The following is a 17477-nucleotide window of genomic DNA, read 5'->3' as shown; positions in this document are numbered from 1 at the left end:
GAACGTGGCAAAGCGATCGGCACTTGGGCTGCGGCTGTTGGTGGGGCAGTGGCTCTCGGGCCAATCATTGGCGGCCTACTGCTAGAGAATCCTTCGTGGACTAATGGTTTAACTGGAAACGATTGGGGATCTGTCTTCCTAATAAATGTGCCGATTGTGATTCTGGGCATCATAGGCATCGTGCGAGTAGTTCCAGAAACTAAGAACCCAACTCCACAACGACTGGACATTCCGGGATTGCTAATTTCAATCTCTGGCTTAGTGGCTTTGGTTTACGGAATTATCCATGCCGGTGTCATCCATACTTTTGCAGACAAAACTGTTATTGGTCCATTCACATTGGGTCTAGGCTTACTTGCCTTATTCATCTACTTAGAAAAACGCAGCGACCATAAATCTTTTGATGTCACCTTGTTCGCAAATCGCCCATACGCCGTGAGTTTAGTTGCTGTTAGCCTTGCATTTTTCGCATTGAGTGGAATAACTTTCACCTTGCCGTTTTACCTGCAGGTAATTCGTGACTACAGCACACTCAGTGCCGGCTTGGCGTTCGTGCCATTCGCACTTGGTCAAATTGTGGCTGCGCCACGAAGTTCAAAGATGGTCGCCAAATTCGGCAATCGAAATGTAATGACTTTCGGCCTAATTCTTGTCGGACTTGCGTTAGTGGGCATGACGCAACTTCGCGAAAACACACCGATTTGGGCTGCCTTAATAGCTTTCTTCTGTTTTGGCGCGGGCATGGGAAATGTCATTGCGCCCGCATCAACGGTCATGCAAAATGCCCTGCCGATGAGTCGGGCCGGTTCAGGATCTGCAGTGCAGAACACAGTGCGACAGGTTTTTGGTGCACTTGGTGTTGCCACACTTGGAACTATCTTGGCGACCACTTATGCGAGTAAAGTTGCGCCAACTCTCAACTCGATCCCGAACCTTCCAGCTCAGGCTAAAGATGCTGTCTTAACTACTGTTTCTGCTGTGCCAAAAACTCTTGCTATCGCACAGAGCAACGGTCTACCTGCTGACAAAGCGGCGGCATTTAAGTCACAGGCATTTGCTGCCTTCACTGATGCCTCACATCGCGTGGCAACTATTTCTGCGGTAATTGTTTTAATTGTTGCAGTAATCGTCGCAACACAGCTACCAAAAGAAATGGGAAAGAGTGTTGAAGCAGACACATCTGCTGCACAAACAGTGACTGACTAGTTTTGGGTGTTGAGTACTCAGCTTTAATTAAACGGTGGTCGTTCATCTAATTTGATCGAAAGTCGACCAGCCGTGCGCCAAGTTCTCGCCAATAAATCTTTGTCGTCTTCGGTAATCAGATTGCCCATAACGCGCAAAGCTAATTTCATTAGTGTGCGCGAGCGCATTCCAATTGGTCCAGCTGCTGGCAATAAACCTGGAACTGTCAGAATTCCAGCAAGTCGGCGCGCAATTGAAAATGCGTAGCCATAGTGATTACGAAGTTCAGCTGGCCACGCAGCGGAAAAATCCGTTTCCGAATCAAGCATTTGGGCTGCCAATCGGCCAGTTTCGAGGCCATAATCAATACCTTCACCGTTTAATGGATTAACACAGCCAGCTGCATCACCAACAAACATGTAGTTCCGACCAGCAACTCCAGAAACTGCCCCACCCATTGGCAATAGTGCTGACCAAGGCGCCTTAATGTCCCCATGTAACTTCCAGGCTTCACGCTGCTGGTCAGTGTATTGCGAAAGCAATGCGCGAAGGTTTATGTCCGCCGGACGTTTATTGGTTGCCAAAGTACCGACGCCAACATTTACTTCGCCCGATCCGAGAGGAAAGATCCAACCATAGCCCGAGAGGATTTCGTTCTCGGAGTTACGAAGTTCTAGGTGTGATGAAATCCATGGATCATCGCTACGTTCGCTATCTATGTAACCTCGAGCGGCCACACCATAAGCAGTGTCGCGGTGCCACTGACGATTAAGTTTTCGACCTAATTGCGATTTTGCGCCATCGGCAATTATTATCTGATTTGCATTTATCTGTATCGTTTCATCACCTGATTTTGCAATTACGGTCTTCAAGATTCCAGAGTCAAGGACCACATCGGAGGCTGAAGTTTGTTCGCGAAGTTGTGCGCCAGCGTCCTTAGCCACTGCCAAAATAGTGTTATCTAAAATCATGCGAGGAGCTGCTCCGCCGTAATTAGGCAAAGAGCCGCCAGGCCACGGAAGCAAAAGTTCTTGGCCAAACCCAGCAGCTCGCAGACCTAGATTCCGAGCCCGTCCCGATAGCCAACTGCCCAAGCCGAGTGCTGAAAGTTCGGCAATCGCTCGCGGAGTGAGCCCATCGCCACAGGGTTTATCTCGGGGAAACTTTGCTGAATCAATAATCAGCACTTCGCGACCAGATCTTGCGGCCCAAGTTGCCGCAGAAGACCCTGCAGGCCCAGCGCCAACCACAAGAACATCGGTTTGAATAACAGTCACTGCTCAATTCTGGCTTACCGTAAGCATTAGTGCACATCACGGTTCGATAACCGTGACAGAACATTGTCAATCATTCACCTGCAACCGCAAAATGGCTCTACCATTTTCTTACAGCAACAAGATTGTGAGTGTGTTATGCGCATGCAAACCCGCCTAAGCCTGGCGGCTACAGGAGTGATTGCTATTGTGGCAATCTCTATCGGTAGTGCATCTGTGATTAACCACTACAACGCAGGAGTGAAGAGTATTGATGGCCAGCTACAGAGCGCGATCAGTACTGTAACTGCCTCAGAGCGCGACCCGATTACCGCTGTGTTGGAGTACACGAACTATAGCCAAATTCCACTTTCGGTTAGCTATGTTTCTGCTGATGGGCAAGTTGCCGCACTTAGTGGAAATCGCAACCTCATTACAACATCTCCATCAACCAAATTTTTAAAGAGTTCTAGCAGTCAAGCGCAAGACCTTGTTGCTACTGAACATCTAAGGGTTAAGTCACTTTACATTGGTGATAAAGAGTACTTGATTTTTGTAAGTTCACTAGAGCCAGTAATTGCTGAGCGTTCCACTGAAATCCGGATTCTGATAATTGCCGTAGTTATCTTTGTTTCAATTGGCGTGTTAATCCTGAGCATGTTTATTCACAGTGACATCAGCAAGTTGCAAAGACTTATTCAGAGTGCAACAGAAATCGCCAAAGGTGAAACCGAGATATCACTTCCAGCACCAACTGGAAAATCGGAAGTTGATGAATTGACTACCGCCCTGGACACAATGATTGGTACTCTGCAGCGAACGGTGGAAGCTGAGCGTGCGGTGCAAAAGTCGATGCAGAACTTTTTGGGAGATGCATCTCACGAACTCAGAACCCCGCTCACAGTAATTAAGAGTTACGTTGAACTCATTAGTCCTGGAAATAAATTGTCGCCTGAGCAGACCGACCGCGCTCATACTCGGGTTAAGTCTCAGATTGAGCGAATGGAATCACTCATTGGTGACTTGCTCTTGTTAGCCGAATTAGGGGAACGGAAAGAACATCCAAAAGGGACAGTTAACCTGTCAATTGCCGTTCAGCAAGGTATCGATGATTTATACACTCTGCAGCCTTCTCGAAAAATCGAATTTGAAGTTCAGCCGAATGTTCAAATTTTTGCTTCACAACACTTGGTTGATCAACTATTAGCTAATACTTTTTCCAACATTGAACGTCACACCCCAGCCGATTCGCCTGTTGAAATCAGTCTGATTAGTAACGGTGAAACTGCGACTCTGACGATTGAAGATGCTGGTGTTGGCTTGCCCAGTGATGTCTACCAGCACGGCATAACACATTTTCAAAGATTTGACCCGTCCCGTTCTCGGGAAACCGGTGGCAGCGGTTTGGGGATGAGCATTATGGCTGCAATTGTTGAAGAAAATGGGGGAAACATTGAACTTTTCCCAAGTAAATTTAGCGGTTTGGGTACCCGATTCACCTTCCCTGTTCCAGTAAACAATTCCGCTGAGTTTGCCGACGGACCGCAACTTTCAGTTGCCAAATCCCTATTAGACGGAACCGAAAAGCCGATCGCCAGCATCTCCTAGACCCGGGACTATGTAGCCTTTTGAATTCAAATGGGAATCTAGTCCTGCAGCGACCAGAGATATCTCGCTGCTGCGACCAGTAAATGCCTGCTCTAATGCACTTATGCCTTCAGGAGAAGCCAATAAGCAAACCGCGGTTACTTGGCTAGCACCTCGATGGAGCATAAGTTCAATTGACGCAATAAGTGTTCCACCGGTCGCTAGCATCGGATCGAGGATAAAAACTTGTCGACCGGCTAGGTCTTTTGGAATTCGGTCTGCATAAATTGTTGACTGTAGCGTCTCTTCGTCTCGCATCATTCCCAAGAAGCCAACTTCAGCCGTTGGCATTAGATGCATCATTCCGCCTAACATTCCAAGGCCGGCGCGCAAAATGGGTACCACTAATGGAGCGTCGCCACTCAATTTCACCCCATCAGCAGTAGCCACCGGGGTTTGCACTTGGATCGCCTCTACTGCAATATTCTTCGTTGCTTCATAGGCAAGTAAAGTCACTAACTCATCAGTAAGCGCTCTAAATGTTGCTGAGTCGGTTGCTTGTGACCTCAAGGTTGTTAACTTGTGTGACACAAGTGGATGTTGAGTTATCAGAATCTGCACGATTTACACAGTACGCGAGTTAATTTAAAAATTCTTGGCATCTTCCGCAGTTTTTCACCATAAATCCCTAAACTTTGAACTGTGGCACCAATTGGTGCCCAGTCTCAATTGGGAGGAGTCCTGGATGAAAAAGGGACTAAAGCTCGTTTCAATCCTCACGGCTGCACTTCTAGTGCTTGCTGGATGTTCAAATAAAGAAAGCGCACAGGCTGCCTGTGCACCGAAAGAAACTGGATCATCAAGTGTAAAAGTTGGTTTGGCTTATGACACTGGCGGCAAAGGTGACGGCTCATTTAATGACGCTGCATGTGCTGGTCTGTTGAAGGCACAGAATGATCTTGGTGTAGGTGTCAAAGAATTGACCGCCGGCGCCACCGAAACCGACGCTACTCGCGAAGCACGTCTGCGTCAGCTAGCTGATGGTGGTTACAATCCAGTCATCGCAGTTGGCTTTGCTTACAGCGCTGCTCTCGGCGTTGTCGCGAAAGAATTTCCCAATGTTTCATTTGCAATCGTCGATTCGGTTGTTGATGGAGAGAACATTGGAAGCCTAATCTTCGCTGCCGAACAGGGTTCTTACCTCGTTGGCGTAATTGCTGCTAAAGCTAGCAAAGATGGGCACATTGGCTTCATTGGTGGACAAGAAATTCCACTAATTAAGGCTTTCGAAGCTGGATACATCCAAGGTGCTAAGTCAGTCAATCCAGACATTATGATCGAATCAAAATATCTGGGAACTGCACAAGACTTCACTGCGTGGAATGTGCCAGAGAAAGCTAAGACAGTAACCGAAGGCATGTTAAGCAAGGGCGTTGATGTTGCATACGCAGCGGCTGGTGGTTCAGGTCTTGGCATGATTCAGGCTATGCACGCTGCTGGCGAAGGGCACTGGGCAATCGGTGTCGATTCTGATCAGTACAACGTGCCTGCATACAAGGACTACAAGGATTCGATTTTGACTTCGATGACAAAGCGAGTCGATGTAGCGGTTTACGACGTAATCAAGGGCGTTGTTGATGGATCTCCACTAACTGGAATCCAAAACTTCGACCTCGCTCGTGAAGGCGTTGGCTACGCAACTTCTAATTCAGCTGTAGATGCCTACAAGTCTGATGCAGATACTGCAAAGGCTGCAATCATTGCTGGAACCATTAAGGTCGCTAGCAAATAAAGTCAGTTACTCCGGTTCAGGGCTCAAGCATTTTTTGCTTGAGCCCTGAGTTTTTGTAGGTAATTGAGCGTAAGTTAGGAATGTGCCAAAACAAATAAAGGTGAAGTTAAGTAAATGACTGAAGCAGCCAATGCGATTACCTTGACTGGTATCTGGAAACGGTTTCCAGGTGTCGTAGCTAACAGTGATGTGAACCTAGCGATTAAAGCCGGAACCATTCACGCAGTTGTTGGCGAAAATGGCGCGGGCAAGTCCACCTTAATGAAAATTCTCTACGGGATGCAGAAACCCGATCAAGGCACAATCAAAATACGCGGAGAAATTACTCAATTTAATTCCCCTGCTGAAGCGATTGCCACTGGTATCGGTATGGTTCATCAGCATTTTATGCTGGCCGAAAATTTTACCGCGTTAGAAAACATAATCTTGGGTGATGAGCCCCGCTCTGGATTAAATCTGGATTTAAACTCAGCGAAATTGAGACTCACTGATCTCGCTAACAGATATGGGCTTGAGGTCCCATTTGACAGATATGTTTCGGACCTAGGAGTCGGTCTACGTCAACGACTTGAGATTCTCAAAGTTCTCTTCCGGGGTGCCAACATTCTGATTCTTGATGAGCCCACTGCGGTACTAGTTCCACAGGAAGTCGATGAACTTTTCTCCGCACTTCGCGATCTTCGGTCTGAGGGAATTACAACTATTTTCATCAGTCATAAATTAGATGAAGTTTTGGCCATTGCAGACTCGATAACTGTGATGCGAGCTGGAACTACCGTGACAACTGTTAATCCGTTACAAGAAGCAACTACCCCTGAGACGCTTGCTGAGTTAATGGTGGGTAGTGAACTACCCTCACCACAAACGAATCAGGATACGGTCACTGATCGGGTTGTGCTTTATGTGGAAAATCTGACTTTAAGCAGTGGCACCGGTAAAAATATTCTTGATGGCATCTCTCTTGGAATTCATGCGGGTGAAATTTTGGGAATTGCCGGTATTGAAGGCAATGGACAAGCCGAATTAGTTGATGCGTTACTAGGTATTAACTCAGCAGTCGGAAAAATTGAATACCTCGGTGTAGACATTTCAGGTTGGAAAACCCGCAAGCGACGTGAAGGTGGCATTGCGTTTATCCCAGAGGACAGAAGCCGTCAAGGACTCTTACTCGAAGCACCGCTTTGGGAAAACCGGATGCTCGGGCATCAAACCGAAAGGCCAAACGCTAAAAAATTCCTGCTCGATCCTGTTGGCGCTAAGAGTGATACGAGCCGTATCGTGGCTGAATATGATGTGCGCACGCCGAACATAGAAGTCGCTGCCAGCGCCCTCTCGGGCGGCAATCAACAAAAACTAATTGTCGGTCGTGAAATGTCTGGAAATCCAAAACTACTCATCGCGGCGCATCCAACTCGCGGAGTTGATGTCGGTGCCCAGGCTGCCATTTGGGAGCACATTCGAACTGCTAGAGCCAATGGACTGGCCGTACTTCTAATATCCGCAGATCTTGATGAACTCATTGGACTGAGTGACAAAATTGCGGTGTTACTCCGCGGAAGAATCGTCGCCCAAGTTGACCCAAGCACCATTACGCCAATTTCGCTCGGCAGTGCAATGACTGGAGTAAGTTCGTGAGAACCATGAGTGTAAAGCGTATTGGTGACACGTTGCTGGCTCCGATTTTGGCCCTAATCATTGCACTTATTGTTACCAGTGTTATTTTGCTTGCCTTCGGTGCAGACATTGCTGAAGTATTTGGTGCGATGTGGTCCTATGGCACTCGCCCGAATTCAATTGTTCTCATCCTGAATCTAGCAACCGCTTACTATTTGAGCGCTGTGGCTGTCGCTATTGGCTTCAAGATGAATCTTTTTAACATCGGCGTAAATGGTCAATACCTTCTTGGTGCAATGGTGGCAGCAGCAGTAGCTGGCCAGCTTTCACTGCCGGGAATTATCTCCCTTCCAATCACAATTCTTGTTGCCATGTTGGTGGGCGCAGGCTGGGCTGGCATCGCAGCGTGGCTAAAAGTTTCTCGTGGTGTTAGTGAAGTGATTTCTACAATCATGCTCAACTTCATTGCCTTAGGAATCATCAGTTACACGATTATCCGAACTGGAATCGGAAAAGACATTGCAGTAAATGTTCGTGGCACTAAATTAATTCCAGAATCTGGGTGGATGCCTGGTTTCAAAATACCGGGCGCGGCAAATGAAGTTTATGGATTCACATTGGTAGCAGTGGCAATCGGAGTTGGCTACTGGTTTTTACTTAACCGAACAACCTTTGGGTTCGACCTTCGCGCCTCAGGAATGTCGCCTTCGGCAGCAAGTGCTAGTGGTGTGAACAGTAGACGAATGACGGTTTACACAATGCTTATCTCGGGCGCAATTGCCGGGCTAGTCGCCTTGCCAGATTTGCTCGGCGATAGCCACACCTATACTTTGAACTTTCCCTCTGGATTTGGTTTCACTGGCATCGCGATTGCCTTGATTGGTCGTAACAACCCAATGGGCATTGCATTTGGGGCTCTGCTTTGGGGATTTCTTGATACCACCAGTGCACAACTTGATTTGATCGGAGTACCTCAAGAAATAGTTACTATCTTGCAGGGTGTCACCGTTTTAGCTGTGGTGATTGCTTATGAAATCGCACGCCGAAACAAAATCAGAGAGCAGCAGCAAGAAGTTGGTCGCGCACTCACAGAAAAGTCGAACATCTTATGAACAAGAGATTGCTTCCAAGAGTTTTGCTGCTGATAAGTGGCGCGATAATGCTGCTTTCAATAACGCGCGTCCTTACCGGCGCTAACGACTTGACCAGCACTGGAACTATGTCGGCTGCCTTTGGCCTTGCGGTGCCAATTGGACTGGCTGGTCTTGGCGGACTGTGGTCCGAACGCGCTGGAGTCGCCAACATCGGACTTGAGGGCATGATGATTCTAGGCACCTTTGGCGCAGGATTGGCTGGATGGCAATACGGTGTTTGGGCTGGACTCATCACGGCCATAATCTTTGGCGCAGTCGGTGGTCTACTTTTTGGCCTTGCCACTGTCACTTTTGGCGTTGATCAAATTGTTGCTGGTACCGCGATTAACATTCTGGGTCTCGGTCTAACTCAGTTTCTCGCCAAACTACTTTTCACTACTGCTCCTGGCGGCGGGGCCACCCAGTCACCGCCGATTTTTGGAATGTTACCTGCGATTTCGATTCCTGTGATTTCAGATCCGCTCACTTCGCTACAGGAAAAAAGCTGGTTCTTAGTTAGTGATGTTGCGGGAGTAGTTTCCGGTTTGTTCTACCAACTTTCATTACTCACCATCATCACGGTCATTTTGTTCATGTTGACCAAGTGGATCCTTTGGCACACAGCCTTTGGTCTGCGACTGCGCAGCGCTGGTGAAAATCCGTGGGCTGCAGAATCACTCGGCATAAAAGTAAACCTTTACAAGTATTTTGCGGTGACAATGTCAGGAGGCCTAGCTGGTTTAGCGGGCGCATATCTAGCAATTGTGGCCACCGGCGTCTACCGCGGTGGTCAAACTGCTGGGCGCGGCTACATCGGTTTGGCAACTATGATCTTTGGAAACTGGCGGCCGGGTGGAACTGCAGTTGGAGCTACAGTCTTTGGTTACATCGATACGCTGCAACTTAGAGATGACGCCAACATTCGAGGCTTAGTCCTATTTGGTTCTCTTCTTATCCTCTCTCTAGCAGGATTTATCTTCAAATCTGGGCGACGAAATACTGCTCTAGCTTTTTTGATTCTCGGCGTGGTGCTGGGGATGGCATTTCTCAGCACAAGTGTGTTCCCGCCTGAAGTCGCCCAGATCGCTCCATATCTGACGACTCTGATCGTGCTCGCAACAGCTGCACAAAGATTGCGGCCGCCGTCTGCTGATGGCATTCCATATCGCAAGGGAGATCACTCATGAACATTGATTGGGATGACTTACGAGCTCATGCCCGCGTTGCCATGAAGCAGGCGTATGCTCCATATTCACAATTCCCAGTTGGCGTGGCTGGCTTGGTTTCTGATGGGCGAATCGTCAGTGGCTGCAATGTAGAAAATGCCTCGTACGGAGTCGGACTGTGTGCTGAATGTGGTTTGGCTTCAGAATTGATTCGAAGCGGTGGTGGTCGGCTTTTGGCTGTTGCCTGCGTGGACAAAGCAGGAACTGTTCTCATGCCCTGCGGTAGATGCAGGCAGATTCTTTGGGAACATGGTGGCCCTGACTGCCTAGTTGATTCCCCAAGTGGGCCAGTGCCACTAAGCGAGTTGCTCCCTGAGGCGTTCGGGCCAAACGACTTAAGTTCACGGTCCTAGACATGACCATCGAACCTTTTTCGGCTGTTGATTTGATTGCCCAAAAGCGCGATCAAGGACAGCTCACCAAATCAGAAATCGACTGGTTTATCGGCGCCTACCTTCGCGATGTAGTTGCTGATGAACAAATGTCCGCTATGTTGATGGCAATTTTGTTGAATGGAATGGCGAGTGAAGAGATATCAAATCTGACCAATGCTTACATTGAATCTGGCAACAAGATGGACTGGTCTGAATTAACCAAGATCACGGCCGACAAACATTCAACTGGTGGAGTTGGCGACAAAATCACTCTGCCACTAGTTTGCGTAGCAGCTGCTTGTGGTCTTATGGTGCCGCAGCTATCCGGCCGAGGTCTTGGTCATACAGGTGGAACTTTGGACAAGCTTGAATCCATTCCAGGCTGGCAAGCAAACCTCAATCAGGCTCAAATGCTCGAAGTAATGCAGGCGGCGGGAGCGGTAATTTGTGCAGCCAATGAATCATTAGCCCCTGCAGACCGCCGCATTTATGCCCTTAGAGACGTCACGGCCACGGTCGAATCTATCCCGCTAATCGCAGCATCAATCATGAGCAAAAAGATTGCTGAGGGAACAAGCTCGTTGGTGCTTGATGTAAAAGTGGGCTCAGGCGCATTCATGAAATCGGCTGATCGCGCTCGCGAACTGGCTAAGACTATGGTCGACATTGGCAATTCTGCTGGTGTTAAAACTTCAGCATTGCTAACAGCCATGGATGTTCCATTGGGCCACAGCGCTGGCAATGCATTGGAAGTTAAAGAAACTTTGGAAGTTCTTGCTGGTGGTGGTCCCGCTGATGTTATTGAGCTAACAATTGCCCTGGCGCGCGAGATGTTTGCCACAGCTGGAGTCATTCCCGAAAAGGACCCAGAAACTTCACTTCAAGATGGCAGTGCCATGGATGTTTGGCGCACGATGATTACCGCGCAAGGCGGGCAAGTAGATGCACCATTGCCCCAAGCAAGGTATTCACATACCGTCAAAGCGGACAAATCTGGATATCTGACTAATCTTGATGCGCTTGCCGTCGGAACTGCTGCTTGGCTACTAGGTGCTGGCCGGGCGCGGAAGGAAGACCAAGTACAGGCGGGAGCCGGAGTCACATGGCATGCCATTCCAGGTCAGCAGGTTGTAGAAGGGCAGGAACTCTTTGGCTTACACACTGACGATGAATCTCGACTCCCACAGGCGCTAGGTGCATTAGCCGATGGTTTTGCAATCGGGACGAAAGAGGAGATCCAACCAAGATTGCCGCTGATCATAGAGCGAGTGAGCTAAACCTGGCACTGAATTGAGAACTTAACGAATTTCTTGCTAGATAAAACTAGTAACCATCAGTTGTGGTAGCGCCCGCCAGAACCGCTCGAGTGCTCGATAGGCCTAGGCGCGTAGCGCCAGCGGCGATCAGTTCCAGCGCAAACTCAGCGGTTCGGATACCTCCACTAGCTTTGATACCAAGCTTGCCACCAACTGTCTGCTGCATAATTTTGATAGCGCGTAGTTCTACGCCGCCGGCTGGGTGAAATCCAGTTGAAGTCTTAACGAAATCCGCTCCCGCGCGCTGAGCCGCCAGACAGGACTGTTCAATCTGCTCATCAGAAAGTGCTGCAGTTTCTAAAATCACTTTCAGCACCGCATCAGGGATCATCATACGCACTGCTGAAATGTCGGCTTCCACTGCGGACCAATCTTGGCTCACTGCCCGACCTACATCAATCACCATGTCTACTTCGTCTGCACCTTGCTGGACTGCCAAAGTTGCTTCCATAGCTTTAATGCTGGATTGATGTTTTCCACTTGGGAATCCACAAACAGTTGCCACCTTAATTTGACCATGCAACTGTGCTTTAGCAATCTCTACAAATGTAGGTGAAACACACACCGAATATGTTCCGAGCTGTAATGCCTCAGCACACAATTCCATAATGTCGGTATTTGTGGCTTCAGGCTTTAATAATGTGTGATCCACATATTTTGCTAACTCTAATGAGTTCATCTCTAATCTCCTGTTAACAGCGGGCGAACTGATTTGGCCAATTCAGAAAGCGCCTTCTGGTTAGTAGCCCTGGCAAAGGTTAAGTTCGAATTGACACAGGCAACTTCAAGATAGCACTTAATTTTTGGCTCAGTTCCACTTGGTCGAATTATTATTCGTGCCCAAGAAATATCACCAGTGGGTGCAAGTTCAAAAATTAATCCGTCGGTTGCTGGGAGATGTTCGCCAAGTACAAGATCCTCAAATTTCGCGATAATGAAACCGCCAATTTTTGTAGGCTGAAGTTCTCGCAACTTAGTCATCACGGCAGTCACATTACTTATCTCGGTTACGCGAATTGAGATTTGATCTGTGTCATGAAGGCCATGGTTGTGCGCAATCTCATCCAAGACTTCCCAAATCGATTGCTCGTTACCTTTCAAGTATGCAATTAACTCCAAAAACATAACTGCTGCCGAGATACCATCTTTATCGCCAACCGCACTTGGGTCTACGCAGTAGCCAAGGGCCTCTTCATAGCCATATATCAGATTTGGCACCCTGGATACCCATTTGAAGCCGGTTAAAGTGGCGGAAAAGTTAATGTGCGCTGACTTTGCAATTGCAGCTAGTTGCGTGCTGGAAACAATCGAATTTGCAAAAGTCCCTTCAAGTTTTCTGCCGAGTAATGAATTGCGTTTAATAATCCACCAACCAAGCAGAACACCAACCTGGTCGCCGCGCAGTTGCACCCACTTGCCTGCTGAATTTGGAATTACGATTGCGAGTCGATCTGCATCGGGATCATTTGCAACAATTACTTCCGCAGAACTTGCACCGGCTAAGTCCAGCGCTAAATCTAAAGCACCAGGCTCCTCGGGATTTGGGAAATCAACAGTTGGAAAATCAGGATTTGGATCTTGTTGTGCTTGCACACTGATTGGCAAACTAAAACCCGCTTCGGTTAGGACATCTGCAAAAGTGCGCCAACCGACACCGTGCATCGCCGTATATACACAGTGAATAGACTCGATGTTGGCCCTGGGGACAGGTCCATCAGTGATGATTGCTGAATTTCGTTGCACATATTTATCTAAAACTTCATCGCTTACGAAGCTAAATCCATCAATGAGTTTTAAGTTTCTTACATCAGAAACTGCGCTAATTTGCTCCGCAATTAGTTTGTCTGTTGGGGAAACGATCTGCCTGCCATCGCCCAAATAAACTTTGTAACCGTTGTCTTGGGCTGGATTGTGGCTTGCCGTAACCATGATGCCTGCACTAGCCATAAGTTCTCGAACGGAAAAGGCAAGTACTGGCGTTGGAATCACCGATGAAAATACCTGCACCTTAAAGTTCATGCCTACTAATACCTTGGCGCTATCTATGGCAAAAACATCGCTGTTGTGTCGACCGTCGTACCCAATCACAATTGACTTGCCATTTTCCCCTTGATTAATTAAAAACTGCCCTAAGCCGGCGGCAGCACGCATTACAGTTACTCGATTCATGCGGTTCGGCCCTGGCCCTAATTTCCCGCGCAAGCCGGCGGTACCAAATTGCAGATCAGCGGAGAACGAATCCCGTAATTCTGCACAAGCGATTGGGTCAGTTTTCGCTGAAGCAATTAATGTTTGTAGTTGCAACCGGGTGTTCTGGTCGGGGTCCTGTGCTAGCCAATCTTGTGCTTGGGCTAGTAGCTCGTGCAGTTCCACGTCACTACTTACGCTTGATCTGCAGGTTCGCTGCCAGCACTAACTCGTTGAATTGTCTTATGTGACTGACGCGCTACAACAACGAGAACTCCGATAACCAAGAAAACCGAAGTAGCGGAGTGACTCAAAATAGAACTTGAGGCAAAAGAGAAAATCAGCAACATGAAAAGGGCTCCGGCGCCGAAGATGAGCATCCTTGATTTACCCGCTACATCAGGCTGCCGCCATTCCTGCGGCAAATGTAGTGCCCACAATGCTGTAGCCACGGTAGTGGAAATTCCCAGGGCCAATCCGGCTACCAAATCGGTAACCCAGTGTGTGTTGCGTAACCAACTACAGGCAAGGGTGAAAATACAGACCGCAGTAGTAACTAGGGTGATTGGCACAGCCAGCCTGCGATGCTTCGGTCGGGCTGAATATGCTGCCATCACCAAAAGCGTCGAAGCGGCAGCGACATTAGCCGCATGTCCTGACGGGAATGCCCCCAGTTCCCAGACATAATGTGCATAGCTCATCAACGAGCCATCACCAGTGAATGCGGCGTAATCAAAGGCTTCGGGGCCAGAACTGCGGGGGTATCCTCGAGCTATTATTAATTTAAAGAACCCAGTAACTGCGTTTGTAAAAATTAGAGCTGAAACAGTAACAATAACTGGCATTAAATCTTTGCGGCGCCAAGAAATTATTGAACCAAACACGATCGCAAATGGATAAACGAATCTGCGCTGTCCGGGCATCTCGACCTGGGACAACAGATGATCGAGCCACGGCTTTGTTTTCCATATCCGGGTGGTTAGAGACACGTCGAGACTGTGCGTCACCCCGGTAATTACAAGGAGCAGGATTAGCAGGTAAACGCCAAATGAGATTAGTCCAGGAATTGCAAGAGACCTGCGCTCAGCCTCAGTGAGGTGCAATAACTTGGATCGCGACATAAAACTATTCTCTCGCACCTTGAGCTCCATTAGCGAGCCGTACTCGGGATTTTGCAATCGAATTAGCAAATAAAAGCGGCCGCTGCTACCGAACTTTTTCGGATAATTCGTTCTCAAGAAAATGCAAATCGCGGACTCCACTTACAAGTCCGCGGTTTGCTTGCGCAATTATTTAACTGCTACAGATACGGCTTTGCTGACCTTCAGTACAGTGGAATTACCATTGTTGCTTGCGGTCAACTTGCAAGTACCCTTCTTCAAGCCAGTGAGCTTTGTAACACCACGCGAAGTCACAAGTTTACAAATAGTTTTTGTCGAGGTGCTCCAGCGAACGGGGAGGTTCTTGCTTGTTTTAGCTGGCAGTGAAATCGATTTACCTTTGGCTACTGAACTTGGCTTAACTGCAGCTACAGTTTGCGCGATTCCCCAAGTTAGGGTGTTGTAGCCATTAGTTGCCGTTACTGCGGGGTCTTCGCTAACGAAGCCATCGTAGGTAACCAAAATAGTCTGTACCGATTTCTTGGTGGACTTTGCAACCACGGTAACCCGACCCTGTGAATCAGCAGTTGCCGATACAGTCTTGAACCCATAGATGTCTGTATCAATTGCAGCAGTGCTCGGGGTCACTAACGCGCCACCTTCATCAGTTGTGATAGTTACGGAAGCACCGGGAACTGGGGCTCCGGCATTGTCTCGAATTGTATAGACAAGGGTCTTATTTGTTCCTGGTGTAACAATCGCATCTGCTGGCTGGCCAATCTCGCCCAATCCATTCGGGAAATTGGGCCATAAAACGTCAATTGCTTCGTGGTTATCCAAATTTGATGCACCTGCGCCGGTAGCTTTACCGTTTAACGGATTTACTTGATAGGTCGAAAATGACGGACTAAGTACACTTTGCAGCAGTAGGGAGCCCGATGGCAAGTCAAGTAGATTAGCGGGCTTTCCTGCTGGTGAGATTGGATTCAAGTTTGTGAGTTCAAAAGTGACTTGACCTTTATCGTCTGTGGTCTGTTCCAATACAGTCTGGCCTTCGCCACACCACTGATCAGCAGCACAATCAACCGGAATCGGCTCAATCAGGGCAAGAGCTCCTAAATATTTATTTAGGAATCGGGTCTTAGCTTTGCTGTAGGCGGCATTGACTGCTAGATACACCTTGGTACCCGCAGCCACTGGCTTACATTCGGAGTCCAAAGCTTGATACTTTACAGCTACCGTACTTCGTAGCGGGAAATAGTGAGTGCCAACCAATGTTCCTGGATCTAGATACTGCCAAACCCCATCGTAGCCAGTTGGCGTCCAGTTGATGTTTGCCATTGGTGCCAAGAGGCGAATAGTTGGCGTTCCTGGCGCGCAAGTTACGCTGCCGTCTGTAGGAGGGGGGGATTCAGCTGTTGGAGCTGGTTGCAGGCCGACATCAGATAAAGTTCCGCCATTTATGGAGACATTATCAAGGTAAAAAACCTGGTCATTCGGCGCTACTGGGGCCGGCGTGAAGTTCTTGTCATCCGTGAAATTTGGGAAGACAGCTACAAGGTTGAAGGCAACATTTGCCGACCAGCCAACTGCAGTAGACATGTCAAATGAAAGCGAATTCCAACCAATACTTGCTGCTTTGGTAAGTACTACGAAATCCCCGTTGGCAGTCTCAAGTTTGACCTGGACCGGTGAAGCAATAGGTGCGTAATAGTCGAAACTGATTGTTGGGTTTGCCTCGGTGGTGTAGCGAAAAGAATTAGCACCTTTTATCAATTTGAGGCCGGAATACTGCTCGCCACCTTTTGATTTGGTGAACTTAGCACCTTTGCCAGAATGTCCGCCAGCCGTCGGGACATTCGCAATCTCAACAGCCGCTCCTTGAAATGCGCCTAGTCCAGAATCACTCGAAACTGTGTTAGCTCCATTTTCATCGGCAGCTTCAAAACTCAAGAAAACTTTGTATGGACTTGCCGTCGGCGTTGGATCTGGAGTTGGGCCACCTGTTTGGACATCGGAAATTGTTCCGCCATTTACTGAAAAATTGTCGACGTAATAAATTTGACCGTTATTATCCGCTGCTGTGACGCCTGATAATGGTTGGTCGGCACCGAAGTTTGGAATTAACGAGACGCGGTTATAGCCAGCAGTTCCTGACCAGTTCTTGGCGCCTGTGGACATATCAAAAGTGAGGGCATTCCATCCTGGCACCGCTCTAACAACCTTGAATGCATCTCGCGCCCGATTACCAACAACCTCTAACTTCAGCTCAACGGGAGTATCTGTTGCTGACGGAGAATAGTAATCCAGCGTGATCACGGGTTTAGCCGTGCTCGTAAAGCTGGTTGCTGTTCCGCCATCAAATGCGGTAAATCCGCTCCAAGCATAGGCGCTCTTAGCTTTTAGAAAAGAGAGTGCTTGACCTGCATTAGGCGAGGGTGGAGTTGTGGAAATAGCGGTTGTTGCTCCTGGGTACCACGAGCCCAATAAATGACCTGGGGCAGATGCTTTGCCTACTTCAGCACCTAGCGCATCATCTGATTCAAAACTCAGAAACATTGGTGTAGCGGTGCCGACTGCTTGTGCTGGCATAACAATATTTCCCAAAAGCAGCAAGCCTGAAGTGATTAGTACCACAAATCGAAAGGGCTTGATTGAAACCATTGTGCGAATGTCCTTTCAGGGACGGCGAAGGTAAATCAAAACTGGC

14 protein-coding genes are annotated in these 17477 nt (G+C 48.3%); 8 read left to right on the top strand and 6 right to left on the bottom strand.

Translation table 11 applies throughout. The features are described 5' to 3' along the window. Positions 1-1206 (top strand): MFS transporter (locus tag EBS36_03155; protein ID NBU32153.1); only part of this gene is annotated, 1206 nt, incomplete at its 5' end. A gap of 23 nt (positions 1207-1229) precedes the next feature. On the opposite strand, the gene EBS36_03150 is transcribed toward EBS36_03155, so the two are convergent. Continuing rightward, entirely contained in the window at positions 1230-2453 is a 1224-nt protein-coding gene (locus EBS36_03150) for a geranylgeranyl reductase family protein (GenBank protein NBU32152.1), read from the bottom strand. 144 nt (positions 2454-2597) lie between these two features. Between EBS36_03150 and EBS36_03145 the strand changes: the two genes are divergently transcribed. Further along, entirely contained in the window at positions 2598-4046 is a 1449-nt protein-coding gene (locus EBS36_03145; protein ID NBU32151.1) for a sensor histidine kinase, read from the top strand. Here EBS36_03145 and EBS36_03140 read toward each other — a convergent pair. Beyond that, positions 4008-4646 carry a uracil phosphoribosyltransferase gene (locus EBS36_03140; protein ID NBU32150.1) on the bottom strand — a complete coding sequence of 213 codons (639 nt, stop codon included), beginning with the start codon at positions 4644-4646 and terminating at the stop codon, positions 4008-4010. The two genes, EBS36_03145 and EBS36_03140, sit on opposite strands and share 39 nt — an antisense overlap. A 124-nt stretch (positions 4647-4770) precedes the next feature. On the opposite strand from EBS36_03140, the gene EBS36_03135 reads away from it, so the two are divergent. The 6 genes from EBS36_03135 to EBS36_03110 all read left to right on the top strand — a co-directional run bounded on the left by EBS36_03135 (position 4771) and on the right by EBS36_03110 (position 11441). Continuing rightward, positions 4771-5817: a BMP family ABC transporter substrate-binding protein gene (locus tag EBS36_03135; protein NBU32149.1), complete on the top strand. Its 1047-nt coding sequence runs from the start codon at positions 4771-4773 to the stop codon at positions 5815-5817. 114 nt (positions 5818-5931) lie between these two features. Beyond that, on the top strand, positions 5932-7452 hold the full coding sequence (locus EBS36_03130) for an ABC transporter ATP-binding protein (protein NBU32148.1): 1521 nt from the start codon (positions 5932-5934) through the stop codon (positions 7450-7452). Beyond that, on the top strand, positions 7449-8543 hold the full coding sequence (locus EBS36_03125; GenBank protein NBU32147.1) for an ABC transporter permease: 1095 nt from the start codon (positions 7449-7451) through the stop codon (positions 8541-8543). Before EBS36_03130 ends, EBS36_03125 begins: the two co-directional genes overlap by 4 nt. After that, complete coding sequence (locus EBS36_03120; GenBank protein ID NBU32146.1) at positions 8540-9751, top strand: ABC transporter permease; 1212 nt, start codon at positions 8540-8542, stop codon at positions 9749-9751. Before EBS36_03125 ends, EBS36_03120 begins: the two co-directional genes overlap by 4 nt. Then, a complete protein-coding gene (locus EBS36_03115; protein ID NBU32145.1) occupies positions 9748-10143 on the top strand; it encodes a cytidine deaminase in 396 nt (131 codons plus the stop codon). The genes EBS36_03120 and EBS36_03115 overlap by 4 nt, the downstream gene beginning before the upstream one ends. 2 nt (positions 10144-10145) lie before the next feature. Continuing rightward, positions 10146-11441 (top strand): thymidine phosphorylase, encoded by a 1296-nt coding sequence (locus EBS36_03110; GenBank protein ID NBU32144.1) that lies wholly within the window; start codon positions 10146-10148, stop codon positions 11439-11441. Positions 11442-11487: 46 nt separating this feature from the next. Here the strand turns inward: EBS36_03110 and EBS36_03105 are convergent, their stop codons facing one another. Genes EBS36_03105 through EBS36_03090 form a run of 4 tightly spaced genes read right to left on the bottom strand, consistent with a single transcriptional unit; the run spans position 11488 to position 17431 of the window. Beyond that, positions 11488-12159 (bottom strand): deoxyribose-phosphate aldolase, encoded by a 672-nt coding sequence (locus EBS36_03105; GenBank protein ID NBU32143.1) that lies wholly within the window; start codon positions 12157-12159, stop codon positions 11488-11490. Between the two features lie 2 nt (positions 12160-12161). Then, on the bottom strand, positions 12162-13847 hold the full coding sequence (locus EBS36_03100) for a phospho-sugar mutase (GenBank protein ID NBU32142.1): 1686 nt from the start codon (positions 13845-13847) through the stop codon (positions 12162-12164). Between the two features lie 14 nt (positions 13848-13861). Continuing rightward, the gene (locus EBS36_03095) at positions 13862-14929 is read right to left on the bottom strand and encodes a phosphatase PAP2 family protein (protein ID NBU32141.1); all 1068 of its coding nucleotides are present in this window, start codon (positions 14927-14929) and stop codon (positions 13862-13864) included. Positions 14930-14956: 27 nt separating this feature from the next. Further along, positions 14957-17431, bottom strand: a complete 2475-nt coding sequence (locus EBS36_03090; protein ID NBU32140.1) for a hypothetical protein — start codon at positions 17429-17431, stop codon at positions 14957-14959. Between the last annotated feature and the right edge of the window lie 46 nt (positions 17432-17477).

The sequence above is a fragment of the Actinomycetota bacterium genome (genome assembly GCA_009923495.1).
In the GTDB taxonomy this organism is placed as follows: domain Bacteria; phylum Actinomycetota; class Actinomycetes; order S36-B12; family UBA5976; genus UBA5976.
Note: the sequence above shows the minus strand (reverse complement) of the source record. Positions and strands in the feature narration are given on the sequence as shown.

Bases quoted from the DNA above. Each gene is read 5' to 3' on its own strand.
- EBS36_03145 (NBU32151.1), top strand. From the start codon at position 2,598: ATGCGCATGCAAACCCGCCTAAGCCTGGCGGCTACAGGAGTGATTGCT.
- EBS36_03135 (NBU32149.1), top strand. From the start codon at position 4,771: ATGAAAAAGGGACTAAAGCTCGTTTCAATCCTCACGGCTGCACTTCTA.
- EBS36_03130 (NBU32148.1), top strand. From the start codon at position 5,932: ATGACTGAAGCAGCCAATGCGATTACCTTGACTGGTATCTGGAAACGG.
- EBS36_03120 (NBU32146.1), top strand. From the start codon at position 8,540: ATGAACAAGAGATTGCTTCCAAGAGTTTTGCTGCTGATAAGTGGCGCG.
- EBS36_03115 (NBU32145.1), top strand. From the start codon at position 9,748: ATGAACATTGATTGGGATGACTTACGAGCTCATGCCCGCGTTGCCATG.
- EBS36_03110 (NBU32144.1), top strand. From the start codon at position 10,146: ATGACCATCGAACCTTTTTCGGCTGTTGATTTGATTGCCCAAAAGCGC.
- EBS36_03105 (NBU32143.1), bottom strand. From the start codon at position 12,159: ATGAACTCATTAGAGTTAGCAAAATATGTGGATCACACATTATTAAAG.
- EBS36_03090 (NBU32140.1), bottom strand. From the start codon at position 17,431: ATGGTTTCAATCAAGCCCTTTCGATTTGTGGTACTAATCACTTCAGGC.